Origin of the sequence: Neobacillus bataviensis LMG 21833, from assembly GCF_000307875.1 — a bacterium.
GTDB classification, from domain to species: Bacteria; Bacillota; Bacilli; order Bacillales; family Cytobacillaceae; genus Neobacillus; species Neobacillus bataviensis.
On record NZ_AJLS01000003.1, the window covers coordinates 26573 to 41903 of the forward strand.

Annotated in this window: 12 protein-coding genes; 4 read left to right on the forward strand and 8 right to left on the reverse strand. The window is 40.8% G+C overall.

Going from position 1 to position 15331, the window contains the following annotated elements:
- Positions 1–19: 19 nt before the first annotated feature.
- The 5 genes from BABA_RS00475 to BABA_RS00495 all read right to left on the reverse strand — a co-directional run bounded on the left by BABA_RS00475 (position 20) and on the right by BABA_RS00495 (position 5894).
- Entirely contained in the window at positions 20–1147 is a 1128-nt protein-coding gene (locus BABA_RS00475) for a 2-keto-3-deoxygluconate permease (protein ID WP_007083140.1), read from the reverse strand.
- Between the two features lie 156 nt (positions 1148–1303).
- Positions 1304–2257 (reverse strand): fumarylacetoacetate hydrolase family protein, encoded by a 954-nt coding sequence (locus tag BABA_RS00480; RefSeq protein WP_007083141.1) that lies wholly within the window; start codon positions 2255–2257, stop codon positions 1304–1306.
- Positions 2258–2291: 34 nt separating this feature from the next.
- Positions 2292–3242: a U32 family peptidase gene (locus BABA_RS00485; protein ID WP_007083142.1), complete on the reverse strand. Its 951-nt coding sequence runs from the start codon at positions 3240–3242 to the stop codon at positions 2292–2294.
- Between the two features lie 377 nt (positions 3243–3619).
- Positions 3620–5086 (reverse strand): alpha-ketoglutaric semialdehyde dehydrogenase GucD, encoded by a 1467-nt coding sequence (gucD, locus tag BABA_RS00490; protein WP_007083143.1) that lies wholly within the window; start codon positions 5084–5086, stop codon positions 3620–3622.
- Positions 5087–5114: 28 nt separating this feature from the next.
- The gene (locus BABA_RS00495; protein ID WP_007083144.1) at positions 5115–5894 is read right to left on the reverse strand and encodes an IclR family transcriptional regulator; all 780 of its coding nucleotides are present in this window, start codon (positions 5892–5894) and stop codon (positions 5115–5117) included.
- Positions 5895–6270: 376 nt separating this feature from the next.
- Between BABA_RS00495 and BABA_RS00500 the strand changes: the two genes are divergently transcribed.
- The 4 genes from BABA_RS00500 (at position 6271) to BABA_RS00515 (ending at position 10373) form a co-directional block, all read left to right on the forward strand.
- Positions 6271–6999 carry a helix-turn-helix transcriptional regulator gene (locus BABA_RS00500; protein WP_007083145.1) on the forward strand — a complete coding sequence of 243 codons (729 nt, stop codon included), beginning with the start codon at positions 6271–6273 and terminating at the stop codon, positions 6997–6999.
- Positions 7000–7057: 58 nt separating this feature from the next.
- Entirely contained in the window at positions 7058–8275 is a 1218-nt protein-coding gene (locus tag BABA_RS00505) for a MalY/PatB family protein (RefSeq protein WP_007083146.1), read from the forward strand.
- 106 nt (positions 8276–8381) lie between these two features.
- Positions 8382–8762, forward strand: coding sequence for a RidA family protein (locus BABA_RS00510; RefSeq protein WP_007083147.1), 381 nt, complete (start codon positions 8382–8384; stop codon positions 8760–8762).
- A 195-nt stretch (positions 8763–8957) separates the two neighbouring features.
- Positions 8958–10373: an amino acid permease gene (locus BABA_RS00515; RefSeq protein ID WP_007083148.1), complete on the forward strand. Its 1416-nt coding sequence runs from the start codon at positions 8958–8960 to the stop codon at positions 10371–10373.
- Positions 10374–10883: 510 nt separating this feature from the next.
- Here BABA_RS00515 and BABA_RS00520 read toward each other — a convergent pair.
- The 3 genes from BABA_RS00520 to BABA_RS00530 form a co-directional block, all read right to left on the reverse strand.
- Positions 10884–12326, reverse strand: coding sequence for a GntP family permease (locus BABA_RS00520; RefSeq protein WP_007083149.1), 1443 nt, complete (start codon positions 12324–12326; stop codon positions 10884–10886).
- A gap of 161 nt (positions 12327–12487) precedes the next feature.
- Positions 12488–13960: an alpha-ketoglutaric semialdehyde dehydrogenase GucD gene (gene gucD / locus BABA_RS00525; protein ID WP_007083150.1), complete on the reverse strand. Its 1473-nt coding sequence runs from the start codon at positions 13958–13960 to the stop codon at positions 12488–12490.
- A gap of 44 nt (positions 13961–14004) precedes the next feature.
- Entirely contained in the window at positions 14005–15231 is a 1227-nt protein-coding gene (locus BABA_RS00530) for an iron-containing alcohol dehydrogenase (RefSeq protein WP_157273067.1), read from the reverse strand.
- Positions 15232–15331: the final 100 nt, after the last annotated feature.

The following is a 15331-nucleotide window of genomic DNA, read 5'->3' on the forward strand; positions in this document are numbered from 1 at the left end:
AACACCTCTTTCTTTAATATTAAATGGTTTCTTCCACCACGGCACTACTGCCCGATTTTTTCTCGCCTGCATGAAACTCTACTTTTCCATCTATGCCACGTTTCTTTTGATACTTATCGGCCAAAATTACGGCAAATGGTACCAGCAAGGCGGTAGTAATAGTGGCGATCGAGATTTGTGCGGATGCGACTGCCACAAGACCTTGATACACTTCCGCCTCGGCTGCCGTCATGAGTCCTGTTCCGGCTGCGACGGTTGCAGCTGCAGCAATGGCTGCAGGTGTCGCCACGGCATTTCCGGCAGTAGAAGCTTCTGCCCAAGGAGCAATGAAACTTTTCTCACGGAAGAGCTTGAAGGAAAGTACCATGGCTCCTCCTGAAAAGACAATGGTCATCAAAGCTAGAATAATGCCTGCACCCACTACCTCAGGATTAAAGAAGCTGGCCAGGTTCATCCCGGCACCTAAAGCAAAGGCAAAGAAAGGAATAACTAAAGATTCTCCAGCCGCTAAAAAGGTTCGGATTTCATGATCTAGATTTCCTAAAATCATCCCAATCAAAATAGGTAATAACACAGCAATAAAAGCAATTAACGGGAAGTTGGCGCCCATCATCCCAAGTGCCATTAGGGTGAAAAACGGTCCATCATTAAGGGAAAGGATAGCGGTCGCCCCTACATCAGAACGATTTCCGTATTGCCCAGTCAAGGCCGCAAACATGCCCCCATTTCCATTTGTCATCGCCGCGATAATGGCCATGGTCGATAAACCAAGGAAGCCATGGACAGGGTCTGATAATAACCCCCAAATCATCCCGACAGCAAAACCAGCCAAGTATTTGGAAGTCGTTAATAAAATACCTTTTTTCAGGGCCTTCCCGCCAACACGAAAATTCATTTGGCTCCCGGCACAAAACAAGAACAGGGCACACAAGGTTAAAGCGCCATCCTTAAACAGGGCCTGGGTAAAACCGCCAATTTTCATAAATTCATGGTTTCCATCCGCGTTCGGTGCGACCCCCAAACCTTTAAGGAATTCCATAATAAACGGCAGATGAAGCTGATCAATTGTATTTAACAAGGCACCAGCCAATAACGGGATAACCATCAGACCGCCGGGAAATTTATCAATTGCTTGTTTGATTTTCATGTTTCCACTCTCCTAGTGATTTTAATAATGAGGGTAAAACAAAACCTATTTAGACGATCCACCGGTGCAATCGGTTGCTAATATTTAAAGAAGATTCTGTCAATTCTTAGAAGAGTGCTTTTTCAATTAGGTCTAGCTTACATCAAACCCTAGAATTTACTTAGAGGTTAACAGAGAATGCTCATTATACTTAGTAAGATGGTGTTTTTTTACATGATTTGATAAGGTTCCAATGTTTTCAATCGTAATGGAGAGGAAATCTCCATCCTTCAGCCAAACCTTTGGGTCCCTGCCCATACCTACTCCAGGCGGTGTGCCTGTGGCGATGACATCCCCCGGCTTTAACGTCATGGACTGGGATAAGAAGGAGATAATGGTTGGAATACGAAAAATTAACTGATTCGTATTGGACTGCTGCATAATCTCATCATTTAATCGTAAAGAAATGTCCAATTGATGCGGATCCCCTACTTCATCCTTCGTGACAATCACCGGACCCATTGGAGCAAATGTATCCGCTGATTTTCCGCGGGACCATTGAGTGTCCGCAAATTGGAGATCCCTTGCACTTACGTCATTCATAATCGTATAGCCAAAGATATAGTCTTCCGCCTCCTCTTCAGAAATGCATTTCGCTTCTTTCCCGATGACAATCGTCAATTCCGCCTCAAAATCCACTTGATTAGAGTTGATTGGCAATTCAATCGCTGCCTTGTCACCAATAATGGCATTGGCATACTTTGAAAAAATAACCGGCGATGATGGCGGCTCCATGTTGGTCTCCTTGCAATGGTCCATATAATTCAAGCCGACGCAAATAATTTTCTCTGGCTGGGCGATCGGAGCGATGATCTCAACATCCGAAAGGAAGCAGGAAGGAAGATCCTTCACTTCTTGATCATTTAGATAGCAATCAATTAGCGCTTCAGCATAAGGAAGTGCAGTCTCGTTTTGTTCAATAAACTGCTTCATATCATTTGGAATCGTAAACTCTTGTGAAATACAATCCTTATACAAATCATGTAAACTACTTAATGATAAGACTTTGTCCTCTTCGATTACCACACCGAGATGCGTACTGGATTGCGCACGATAAGATATCAATTTCATTTCAGTTTCCTCCTATCTTTGCTAAAAATTTTTTTTACAAGGTGGCTGACGAAGCACTAATCCTAGGAATCCCCAATCCTTCAGCACCCAATTTTGATGTTTTCGCTTCTGGATAATAACGCTCAATCATTTGGACTCCAAGCGCTGCGCGGCGGACACGCTCTTTAACTAGCGAAATATTTGTACTCTCCCACTGCTTCCCAGAAGGGTAGACATCCGGATGATTGCGGAGCCCGAATTTGATATAAACCGGCGCCAATACCCGAATAATTTCCGGAATTTCATAATAGCGAAGAAATCCGCCTAAGTTATCCGGAACCTCTACATATAAATCAATTGGAATGTCAATGGCCTGGCGAATCGCTGCCAATTTTGGCAGGGTCAGCGCGGTTGGAACATTGTACGTGCCAGCCCCCAGGTCTTGCATTAACTTCACAGAAACAGGGTTCGCAGCGCCCATTTGCACAGATACCTTTACAACGAAGTCCTCTGGCAGCTGGCCGGCCTTTTTCATTTCCTTCGTCAGCAATAAGAGACCTTCATCCGCAATTAACGCACTTCTTAGTCCTAATTTTGCTCCTCGTTTTAAATCCTCCATGGCATAAACAAGCTGATCGGAACCTTCATGACGCAGGGCAATCGATTTTCCACCTTCCGTTAACGGCTGTGCACTGATATCCCATGTGCCGCGCGGGCCGACAAACAAACTGAGTTCCATCCCTCTTTCACTCGTCAACCTGCACATTTCCTGGATTTCTTCGTCTGTTTGCAGCATGATCCCGCTGCCTTGTGACACCCGGTGTATCGTTAAGCCGTAGCGGTCGATTTCGTCTAACATTTCTTTTAACGCAACAGGCCCCTCCACACTTGGAAGTTCAATCCGGTATTGCGCACCGTCCGGAAATGTTTTTGTCGACGTAGGAAGTTCTATATTATCTGTAGGTGGGTAACCAAGCTTTTCTAATAACTCTCTCGATTCTTTCATCTTTTTCTGCCTTCTTCCCTTTGATTTTTTTAAAAATAGGCTCTGTTATTATTTATTGTTGATTTTCGTGCAGGTTGAGAATTCTTAGGCGGAGATTTTCCGGCTAATGTATAAATAGGAAGCTTTAGAAGCAGATATAGGCGGAGATATTCCGATTAACTGCTCTAAATACGACGAAATCCAAAGATTTGGATGATATAAACGGAAAAACTTCCTTTATTTTCAGGAAAATATGGGTATTTCCCAATTTAAACGGAATTTTACCGTTTATTTTTCAAACACAGTGAAATCAACATTCAGTTTTAACAGAGCCTAAAAATAAAAGCGCTTACTATTTTAGTCTAGGAGAATACTAGAATAGCAATCTCCCATTCTGATTAGCCTTTAATAAAAACGGTTTTAATGGCGGTGAAGAATTCCTTTGCCGCTTCCCCTTGTTCTCTTGAACCGGTGCTCGATGCTTTCATGCCCCCAAACGGCGCCTGTAATTCCACTCCTGCACTCTCGGCATTGATGCGAACAAGGCCGGCATCAATATCATCAATAAATTCAAGCAGTGAACCAATATTCGATGTAAAGATGGAGGCACTTAATCCATATTTCGTATCATTAGCAATCTCAATGGCGTCTTCTAAATCCTCAGCTTGAAGGAGCGCAATAACCGGGCCGAAAATTTCCTCCTGAGCAATCGCCATATCAGGTTTTACATGGTCAAAGATGGTTGGCGCGACATAAAATCCTTTATCAAACTCAGCGCCAGTCAATGCCTCTCCACCGTAAAGCAGGGAAGCTCCCTCTTCTTTTCCTTGCTCAATATACTTTTTCACAGTAGTAAACTGACTTTCACTGGCACATGGCCCCATCCAGATGCCATCCTTTAACCCATCTCCAACGGTAATCTTTTCCGTCTCTTGCACCAGCTTCTCTTTAAAACGTTCGTACACCGCTTTTTCAACAATGACACGGCTTGATGCTGTACACTTTTGTCCTGTCGATCGGAAGCCTCCGCTGATTACAGCTTCTACCGCAGCATCTAAATCCGCATCTTTTGTCACGATCACAGGGTTCTTGCCGCCCATTTCCAATTGGAATTTAATCCCGCGGGCTGCCGCTGATTTTGCGACCCCTTCTCCAACCGCTTCAGAGCCGGTAAACGTAATGGCATTTAAGAGTGGATGATCAATCAACGCTTGACCAATGACTGAACCTGAACCTGTGATAAAATTCAAAACCCCTTCAGGAAGCCCCGCTTTTGCAAAGCATTCCACTATTTTTGCCGCCGTTACAGCTGCCTCCGTTGCCGGCTTGAACACAACAGTATTTCCATAAACAAGAGCCGGGGCCAGTTTCCAAATCGGAATGGCAACAGGGAAATTCCAAGGTGTAATCACGCCGACTACGCCTAAAGGTGACCGCTTGGTAAACATGAGTGCATCCTTATCCGACGATGGAATAACATCCCCGTCCTTCCGCATCCCTTCCCCAGCATAATAGCGGAGAATCGCCACACCGCGGGCGGTTTCGCCTTTAGCCTCTGGAAGCGTTTTCCCCATCTCGCGCGTCAATGATTCAGCAATGTCATCCAGGTTTTCTTCCACTAGATTGGCCGCTTTAAATAGCAGCTGACCCCGTGCCGCCTGCCCAAGCTTTTTCCAGGACTTTTTTGCCTTATGTGCCGCTTGTACAGCGTTTTCCAAGTCTTCAATCGTGGAATTTTGCACGTAACCGACAATTTCTTCTTTATTGGCCGGGTTGATACTTTTGATGGTCTTTTCAGATCCCGACGCTATCCATTCATTATTGATAAAGTTTTTATACGTTTTTTCGATAAAAGTCGTTTGCATAAAAATCTCCACTCCTTTTTTAGAATTTCTATTCGATCCTTTGTTTTTGTTCCCCCGTAAAGCCCGCAAGCTGTGATAAGCGGCTGGCAAGTTGGAGGATTTCTTCCCTTGCAGCGTCTTTTTTCTGTTCCCAACTACTGGTCATCATGGTAAAACTAACTCCAGCGATGATTTTATTTTCAAAATTATAAACAGGCGCTGCTACACAGTGAAATCCTAATGAAGCTTCTTGATTCTCAATCGCATAGCCATTTCTTTTCGCCTCTTGCACATTTTCATAAAGAGCATCAATGTTGGAAATCGTAAATGGTGTTTTTGACTCCCATTGATCCGGGAAAATTTCCTCGAGTTCTGTCTTTGAGCAGGGTGTTAATTGAATTTTCCCAATCGCAGAAGCGTAGGCAGGAAACCGCATACCGGGATCGGTAATCAGGCGGACCCTTGAATCCCCTTCCATTTTTCCTAAATAAACGACATCCCCTTCGTCTAAAATGCCTAACTGGATATGCTCATTAATTTTGGAAACAGATTGGCTTGCTTCTTTATAAAATGACTGCAAAATATTAAACTGCCGGAAATACGATGAGCCTATCGCAGCTAATGCAGGACCTAAGGAATAGGAATCGCCATCCTCCTTGGTTACCCACTTTAATGTTTCCAATGTATTTAAAAGGGAAAATAGGGAACTTTTATTAATGTCTGCTCGTTTGGATAATTCAATCAGGCGCAGCTGATTTGGATATTCACCAATTAGCTTTAACACTTTATCCGCCCTCTCGATTGCGGGCACCCAATACTTTTCTTTCATTGTGATCGCTCCATTCTCAGGTGGTTTAGTATAATAAACCTAGTTCCATATACCAAACTAACATCAGTTTATCATACTTGTGTAAATTTTCAAATAACTTTTTTGTTTAATTTTCGAATGAAGCAGGGGACGGTTCTTATGCATCATTCCAATCTAAAAATCTCTGATTCTACCAATCTTAAGTGCCACGGGGGACGATCCTGTTCGATGAAACATGAGAATCGTCCATGTCCCGTCGTCCCTCCAAATATTTTGAAAATTTTTTAAAAAATATATTGTAAGCGATTTCAGGTTATGTATAATAAAAATAGAAGTAATAATAATAAATTATTACAATGAGAAATTATTATTTTTAACGAGGAGGTTTATTTAAAAAATGAGCAATCACATACCTTCGCAATTACAGCCCTACATTCAACTTGTTGAATTTTTAGGATGTGTACTGGGGAACCAATGCGAAGTTGTTCTACACGATGTGAGAAATATTGAGAATTCTATTGTTGCGATTAAAAATAGCCATATTAGTAACAGAAAAGTTGGTGGGTCACTAACAGATTTAGCATTAAAAATATTAAAGAATAAATCATATGTCGAAAAGGACTATCTACTCAATTACTCTGGAAAAACGCATGAAGGGAAGATTGTACGCTCGTCTACCTTCTTCATTAAAGATGACCTTGGGAACGTTGTCGGTCTGCTCTGCTTTAACATGGATCTAAGCAAAATGGTTGAAACTAGGAATCTTTTGGACAGTTTGATCAATGGTGCATTTGAGGTATCATCCAATGGCTTAGACCTAAATGGACGGACTCCAGGCGATATTGAGAATCCCATTGAAGATTTTCACACGTCAATCGAAGAACTCACTACGTCGATTATTTTAAAAACCCTTTCAGAAACAACTATTTCTCCTGATAGAATGTCTGCCGATGAAAAAATTGAGGTAGTGAAACAATTAAATGAGAAGGGCGTATTTTTGATTAAGGGTGCTGTATCAGAAGTTGCGCTGTATTTGAAAACATCAGAAGCCACAGTCTATCGGTATTTAAATAAACTCGATACAAAACAGCAAAATGGCAAGTTTATAAATGAATTGCAACATTGACCATCTATTGAAAGTTTAATAGTAAGTCGAATAAGGAAAAATGAAAGGCGGATTTCACATGAAATATAATTTTGATGAAGTAGTCAATCGAAGAGGAACCTATTCTTTAAAATGGGATGGCGGAAAATTAATTAAAGAAATGGGTATTACAGAAAGATATGACGAACAGTCGTTACCATTATTTACAGCGGACATGGATTTACCGGTACCGCAACCATTACTAGACGCATTACATAAAACAGTGGATCATAAGATATTTGGCTATTCCGTATTTCCTGACGAGTATTATGAGGCTATCCAACATTGGTTTAGCAAAAGGTATGATTGGGAGATCAAGAAGGAGGAAATCCTATACAGTCCAGGTACTGTCCATGCTTTAAATATTGCAGTAAGAGCATTCACAGATCCAGGAGATGGGATCATTATTCAACGTCCAGTTTATCCACCATTTACGGCAGCCATAGAAAATAACCGAAGACAAGTGATGAATAATGCGCTTAAATGTGACGAAGAAGGTTATTATTCTATTGATTTCGAAGATTTTGAAGCGAAAGCGAAAGATGAAAAGACGAAGATGTTCATTCTTTGTAATCCGCATAATCCAACAGGAAGAGTCTTTAATAGGGAAGAGCTTCAAAAATTAGCCGAAATTTGTGCGAAAAATGATGTGCTTATCATTGCGGATGAAATTCACGGAGATTTAGTTAGACGTAACCAGACATTTACTCCTATCACAAAGGCTACTGACAATGATGATCATATTATCACGTGTACAGCAATCAATAAAACCTTTAATGTAGCAGGACTTCATTGCACAAACGTGATCATTCCAAATCCAGAGCTAAGAAAAAGATTCAGTGACACAATGGGCTTCCAATTAGGATCGCCATTCACGATCTCTGCCCTTATAGCCGTCTACAATGAGGGTGAAGATTGGCTAGACCAATTGAAAGAATACATCGATGGCACAATGGAATGGGTGGTAAATTTCTTAGCGGAAAGAATGCCTCAAGTAAAAGTAAGAATTCCTGAAGGGACTTACGTGATGTGGATGGACTTTAGTGCGTATGGTCTATCACCTAAAGAAGTGCATGATCGAATTTATAACAAAGCAAATGTATTACTAGAAGATGGAAGTATGTTTGGAGAAGAAGGATTACAGTATCAGAGAATTTGCATCCCATCACCTAGACCGATTATTAAGGAAGCATTTGAAAGAATCGCAAGAGAATTTGAAGACATACATGTAACTAAATTAAAAGAAGTAGTGAAGTAAAACAGGCAGTCTAAAAAATGTATGAGTGCCGAAAGGGTAAACACGGCACTTATACCTAATTTTTAAATAAAAAATCAGAATTTTCAAAAATAGGAGGAGAATACACATGAATACGGTTTATACAAAGGCAGCACCAGAAGCAATAGGTCCCTATTCTCAAGCAATAGAAGTCGGTGAATTCCTATTTACATCAGGCCAAATTCCAGTTAATCCAGTAACGAATGAAGTGGTGAAAGGAGGAATTCATGAACAGACAGAACAAGTGATGGAAAATTTAAGGAACCTATTAAAAGAAAATCAAAAGGATTTTACCAATGTTGTAAAAACTACTTGTTTCTTGAGAGACATGGCAGATTTTCCAGAATTCAATAAAACCTATGAAACATATTTTATCGATCATAAGCCGGCACGTTCGACAGTTGCGGTACGTGAATTACCTAAGAATGTGTTGGTAGAAGTGGAAGTAATTGCAGTGAAAAGTAAATAAGAGAAGAATTTCTTGCCTGGGGATTTAGCATTTTGAACAGGAGTACCTCCCCTATATTCAAATGAGTAAGTGGCCAAACAAACTCTAATACACGGAGGAAGACTCCCTATACCTATTATAGGACAAGCTGGCAATTATTTCAAAATTAATAACATGAACATCATTTTATTTTAAAAGATTATTAGGGGGAATACGATGAACGCTAAAAATTCTAATCATATAGTTGAAACGGAAGGCTTGAATCGCAGTTTAAAAAATCGCCATATCCAAATGATTGCGATCGGCGGGGCAATTGGTGTTGGTCTCTTTTACGGAGCGGCTGGGGCGATTCATTCGGCTGGACCTTCCATCATTTTTGCCTATCTAGCTGTTGGCGTAGCAATCTATCTGATTATGCGGGCTTTAGGGGAGATGGCAGTTGAAGAACCAGTATCCGGATCATATGTTACGTATGCCGGCCGTTATATTTCACCTTTCGCTGGGTTTTACTTAGGATGGACTGCTCTATTAACCATGGCGGCTGGCGGGGCAGCTGAATATGCCGCGATCGGTCATTACATTCAGTTCTGGCTTCCTGATTTCCCGGTCTGGGTATCTGCGCTATTTGTCCTTTGCTTGGTCATTTTAATAAATGTAGCGACGGTAAAGGCATATGGGGAGATTGAGTTCTGGCTTTCACTTATTAAGGTTGTTGCCATCATCGGGATGATTATCCTTGGTGGAGCGATGCTATTGTTTGGTATAGGCAATAGTGGCGATGCGGTTGGATTTAGTAATCTTACAAATAACGGCGGACTTTTCCCGATGGGTATTAGCGGCTGGATATTGTCGCTAGTATTAGTAGCTTTCGCATTTGGCGGCGTGGAAATGGTTGGTATAGCCGCTGCAGAAACGGGAGATGTGAAAAAGACAATCCCGCAGGCCATCAATGGTGTGTTTTGGAGAATACTAATCTTTTATGTGGGCGCGATCACGATTATGGTTTCCCTCTTTGATTGGGAGAGTATCGGTGCGAATGGAAGCCCATTTGTAACAGTTTTTTCAAAAATGGGCATTCCTGGAGCAGCGTCCATTATTAATTTGGTTATCCTATCAGCAGCAGTTTCCGCTCTGAATAGCGGGATCTATTCCGCTACTCGTGTCTTGTATAGTTTATCCTTACAAGGTAAGGCGCCTCATTTTATAAGTAAACTGAACAAAAGTAAAGTACCATTCATTAGTCTCTTTATTGTCATTGCCTCTCAGTTAACTGGTGTTTTAATGAACTATATTATGCCTGCTAGTGCTTTCAGCGTCTTTTCTACCATCGTTGTAGTTGGACTCGTTTCTAACTGGCTTGCCATTTTGTTTAGTCAGCTGAAATTCAGAAGAATCAAGATCGCAAATGGTGAAGTAGATAAACTCTCTTACAAAATGCCTTTTTGGCCGTACTCAAGTTATTTCGCGATCGTCTTTATGATTTCCATCATCGTTATTATGGCGTTTCTACCTTTTACAAGAGTCGCTCTCTATGTTGCTCCAGTCTGGACAATCATCCTGTTTATTGCATACAAATTGAGTAATAATAGAATGAAAGAATCAGAGAATGTTCAAGAAAAATTAGCTCAATAATAGGGTAAAAACAGCTCCAATCCCCTTCACTTCTGAACATATCTCTCTAGCGAAAAAATGTCGAGGATTGAAAAGGATAAAACTAGTTGCACCACAATTGTGGTGCTTTTTTGTTTTAAAAAAATAGCCCAAATCCATAAATATGGCTGATTTCGTAAAGAATGTTGTTATGAAACACGTTTAAACCCCTAAAAGGTGTGAAATTACACTTATTAGCGAGTTAATCTAGTTTATCGGCGAATTGTACGATTATATCGGCGAATCTATAAATATATCGGCGAATTGAACTACTTTATCGGCGAATCCAAAAATGCAACAACCTTTCAGAAAAGAGCCTTAAATAATAACTCATATATTATTTAATCTCCATTATGCGACATAGGTCACATAGAGTTTTTTAAACTGTTTTTTTATTGCTGTTATATTATCATGCGCCAGATTGCCTGGCATTTAGAAAAAAAAAAGGAAAACGAAGCAAGAGAATCGTCCCCTGCTTCGTTGAAAATTCGCTTATACAATTCCAGTAAGACTGTAAACCACAATGATAAAGAATGCAGCTATTGTTTTGATGATAGTTATAGCAAATATATCCTTATATGCTTGACGATGGGTCAATCCAGTTACGGCAAGTAACGTTATGACGGCACCATTATGTGGTAAGGTGTCCATGCCTCCAGCTGCCATAGCCATGACACGGTGCATAACCTCTAACGGTATACCAAATGCGTTTGCCGCCTCTATATACTTATCTGCCATTGCACTTAAAACGATACTCATTCCTCCGGATCCAGAACCTATGATCCCCGACAAAACATTTGTCATGACAGCACCGTTGACCAATGGATTCGAAAAGGTATCAGTGAGGGAGTTCTGGATGGCAGCATAGCTAGGTAAAGCGGCAATAACACCACCGAAACCATATTCCGATGCCGTATTCATTGTGGCAAGTAAGGAGCCGCCTATTCCAACATTAAGATTCTCTTTAACATTAATCTTTACCGCTTGGAAATTCAGTAAAATAGCACTTAAAATTCCAACAAGAAGCGCTAATTCGACGGACCAAATAGCTAGAACCTGTCCCATGTTAACGTTTCCAAAACTTTCTAGGCCGATTTTAGCAAAATCAAAACCATTTGGATACCAGTGTGGAAGATAAGTGGTAAAAAGTTTATTCGTGATCCCTACAAGTACAAGTGGGAAGAAAGCGAGCCAATCTTTTGCACTAATGGAAACTCCTGAAATCCTTGGAACCATGGATGCAGGCAAAGTCTCAACAGCAGCTGCCATTTCAGAAATCGCATCTCCACCTTTGCCATAGTAACCTTCTCCAGCCTTTTCAGCCTTGCGACGCCGACTTTCTAAATACCACATACCAACTACGAAAATAAACAATGCACCAATCATTCCTAGTATAGGTGCTGAATAGAGATCCGTTTTAAAGAAACTTGTTGGAATGACATTCTGAAGCTGCGGCGAACCTGGAACTGCATCCATTGAAAAAGTAAAAGCACTGAATGCGATGGTAGCCGGTATAAGCCGCTTCGGAATATTGGCTTCACGGAATAGCTGTGATGCAAAGGGATAAATAGCAAATACGGCTACGAATAAGCTCACACCACTGTATGTGAGAATAGCCCCCATTAACACGATGGTTAAGATCGCCCGCTTAGCACCAATAAATTTAACAATAATTTTAGCAATTCTTTGAGCGATGCCCGTCATTTCAATTACCTTACCAAAGATAGCTCCCAATAGGAAAACGGGAAAATATAGTTTGATAAAATCAACCATCTTTACCATGAATATATTAGAAAAGAATGGCAGTACGTGAGTAGGTTCTGTTAAGAATACAGCCAATAAGGCACATAACGGCGCAAAAATGATAACCGAAAAGCCTCGATAGGCAACAAACACAAGTAACCCTAGTGCCAGTAGAATAATTGCCAAATCCATAAAATCTCTCCAATTCTAATTATGAATAATAAGGTTAATATCAAATAAGATATAATGCCAAAGGTGATTCGTTGAATTTTTTAAATATCCCCCATATGCATTTGATTAGCAGGAGTCCCCTATCATGTATAAAGGACTCCAATATCTATAGGAGAATATGATTATGCTGTTACATATACCGTTTTAATGGCTGTAAAGAATTCTATTGCAGCCTGTCCCTGCTCCCGTGAATGAGAGCTGGATTGCTTCATTCCGCCAAATGGAGCTTGAAGCTCAACACCTGCTGTTTCTGCATTAACTCTAACAAGGCCGGCTTCCATTTCGCTAATGAAAGATAACATGGTACTAATGTCTTTTGTATAAATAGATGCACTTAGGCCAAATTCCACATCGTTCGCGAGTTTTAATGCTTCCTCAAAAGTCTCGACCTTAATTAATGCAAGAACTGGCCCGAAGATTTCTTCCTGAGCGATCGTCATGTTGTTTCTCACATTTTCAAATATAGTAGGCTCTACAAAAAATCCGTTTTCTGTTTCGTCGTTGGTAAGTCTATCGCCACCGTATACAAGTGTTGCTCCCTCTTCTTTTCCTATCTGAATATATGATAGAACTGTATTTAATTGATTCTCACTTGCGCATGGCCCCATCCACGAATCTTCTAGCATTCCGTCTCCTACTTTTAGTTCTTTAACTTTTGCCAACAGCCTTGCTTTAAACTCTTCATATACATGAGCCTGCACAAAAACACGACTTGTTGCTGTACATTTTTGACCAGTTGAGCGTAAGCCTCCGCTAATCGTTCCTTCAACTGCAAGATTAAGATCTGCATCATTTAAAACAATAACAGGATTCTTGCCGCCCATTTCGAGTTGGTATTTTGCCCCACGAGCAAGAGCTCCTTGACCAACCGCTTTTCCAACCGTATTAGACCCTGTAAAAGTAATTCCATTAATATCTGGATGGTCAATAATCCCTTGACCGATAATACTTCCTTGACCAGTTACCATATTCACAACACCGGGTGGAAAGCCAGCTTCCTCAAAACACTCCATTAATTTAGCGGCAGTAACGGATACTTCTTGTGCCGGCTTCAGCACAACAGTGTTTCCATAGATTAGCGCCGGAGCCATTTTCCAAATCGGGATGGCTACCGGAAAGTTCCATGGTGAGATAACGCCTACAACACCAAGAGGTACACGTGAGGTAAACATAAGCGCTTTACTATCTGTTGATGGAATAACATCACCGATTTTCCTCATTCCTTCACCAGCAAAATAACGAAGAATGGCCACCCCGCGTGCTGTTTCCCCTTTTGATTCTTGAATGGTCTTACCCATCTCTTTTGTCATGGTTTCAGCTATTTCATCAAGACGTCCTTCTATCACATTAGCTACTTTATATAAATAGTCGCCTCTTGCTGCACCAGAAAGTTTTCGCCAAAAAGTTTGTGCCTGTTTTGCTGCTGCAACAGCGGAGTCCAAATCCTCCCGTGAGGATGCTTGTACATAACCGACGATTTCATTTTTATTTGCAGGGTTGTTGCTGCTTTTGCTTTCATTTGTGAAGGAAGCTTTCCATTCTCCATTAATAAAGTTCAAATAAGTTTTTACGTCTTTCGCAATCATGTTTTGCATTTCAAATTCCTACCTTTCCTTTTTTCTGAGCTGCCAGGAAACTTTTATACTGGGTAGAGGACATTTTCTAGAGGAAGAACTTCTTTCTCTTTTGTTGGCCCTTCCAAATTCCCATAATAGGCATTTTCAATTATTGACTGAATATCTGCAGGTTTCGTAAGTCTTGGATTAATGAGAACATTTCCACTCCTCATTGAATCTTTTACTAACTTTGGCAGATATTCTAATGAAACTCCTAAGTCTTTTATATTAAGTGGGATATTCATAGCTTGATTCATTTCAATCACAGTCTCAATCGCCTTTTCGGCAGCCTCTAGTGTAGATAGTCCGGTAACGTCCTTTCCTAATGCTATAGTAGTATCTTTATACTGATCAGCACATGCCGGCAGATTAAATCTCATAACAAAAGGCAATAGTGCTGCATTCGCGATGCCATGCGGGATATTGAACGTCCCCCCAAATGTATGAGAAATAGCATGTACATTTCCTAAGCGGGACTGGGAAAATGCAACTCCGGCAAGCATGGAGGCTACCAGCATTTTTTCTCTGCTTTCAAGATCTGTTCCAACAAAGTAAGACTTTGTTAAATTTTCCCCAATCATTTTAATGGCCTGCATGGCAAAAGCCTGGCTGACAGGGTTAGCGGCCTTAGATGTATAAGATTCAATCGCATGGGTTAATGCATCCATTCCTGTTGCTGCAGTAATTTCTTGAGGCAAGTGCAGAATCAGATTTGGATCCAATAGAGCGATCTTAGGAAATAAAAGTGGACTCAGCACAGCTAATTTAAAAGAAGTTTCTTTATTTGTTATAACAGTCGAATTCGTTGTTTCGCTTCCTGTCCCTGCCGTAGTCGGTATGGCAATGATTGGAAGTGGGGGAACCGTAACTTTTCCCGCCCCTTCATAATCCAATATGTGTCCAGGATTTACAGCCATCACTGCTACTCCTTTAGCCGTATCAATACTGCTTCCTCCACCTACAGCAATAACCGCTTCACATTTATGTTCTTTAAGATAATCGACCCCTTTATGAATCGTTTCCGCTGATGGGTTCGGCTCCACCTCGTCAAAAATTTCATAATCCAGATTTACAGCCGTTAGGGATTTCTCAATTCCATCTAGAAGGCCGGCAGCTCTTACCCCTTTATCAGTAATAATGAGTAACCTAGCAACTCCTAAATCTTTAACAATCTCTCCCGTCTTTTCAGATATACCAGCTCCGCATTCTACTTGTGTTGGCATAAAATACTTAAAAGGCACTGTAGTCATATTAATTAACATCCTTTCTACAAATAATTTTGGGGTATTTATATTCCTTTGAAAAAATAAATCTTTGATACCGCTTACAATCATGATACAAAACATGGTA

Coding starts and splice junctions, on each gene's coding strand:
- BABA_RS00480 (WP_007083141.1), bottom strand. CDS start 2,257: ATGAAATTGATATCTTATCGTGCGCAATCCAGTACGCATCTCGGTGTG.
- BABA_RS00520 (WP_007083149.1), bottom strand. CDS start 12,326: ATGGATTTGGCAATTATTCTACTGGCACTAGGGTTACTTGTGTTTGTT.
- BABA_RS00475 (WP_007083140.1), bottom strand. CDS start 1,147: ATGAAAATCAAACAAGCAATTGATAAATTTCCCGGCGGTCTGATGGTT.
- BABA_RS00530 (WP_157273067.1), bottom strand. CDS start 15,231: ATGACTACAGTGCCTTTTAAGTATTTTATGCCAACACAAGTAGAATGC.
- gucD (WP_007083143.1), bottom strand. CDS start 5,086: ATGCAAACGACTTTTATCGAAAAAACGTATAAAAACTTTATCAATAAT.
- gucD (WP_007083150.1), bottom strand. CDS start 13,960: ATGCAAAACATGATTGCGAAAGACGTAAAAACTTATTTGAACTTTATT.
- BABA_RS00515 (WP_007083148.1), top strand. CDS start 8,958: ATGAACGCTAAAAATTCTAATCATATAGTTGAAACGGAAGGCTTGAAT.
- BABA_RS00510 (WP_007083147.1), top strand. CDS start 8,382: ATGAATACGGTTTATACAAAGGCAGCACCAGAAGCAATAGGTCCCTAT.
- BABA_RS00485 (WP_007083142.1), bottom strand. CDS start 3,242: ATGAAAGAATCGAGAGAGTTATTAGAAAAGCTTGGTTACCCACCTACA.
- BABA_RS00505 (WP_007083146.1), top strand. CDS start 7,058: ATGAAATATAATTTTGATGAAGTAGTCAATCGAAGAGGAACCTATTCT.
- BABA_RS00500 (WP_007083145.1), top strand. CDS start 6,271: ATGAGCAATCACATACCTTCGCAATTACAGCCCTACATTCAACTTGTT.
- BABA_RS00495 (WP_007083144.1), bottom strand. CDS start 5,894: ATGAAAGAAAAGTATTGGGTGCCCGCAATCGAGAGGGCGGATAAAGTG.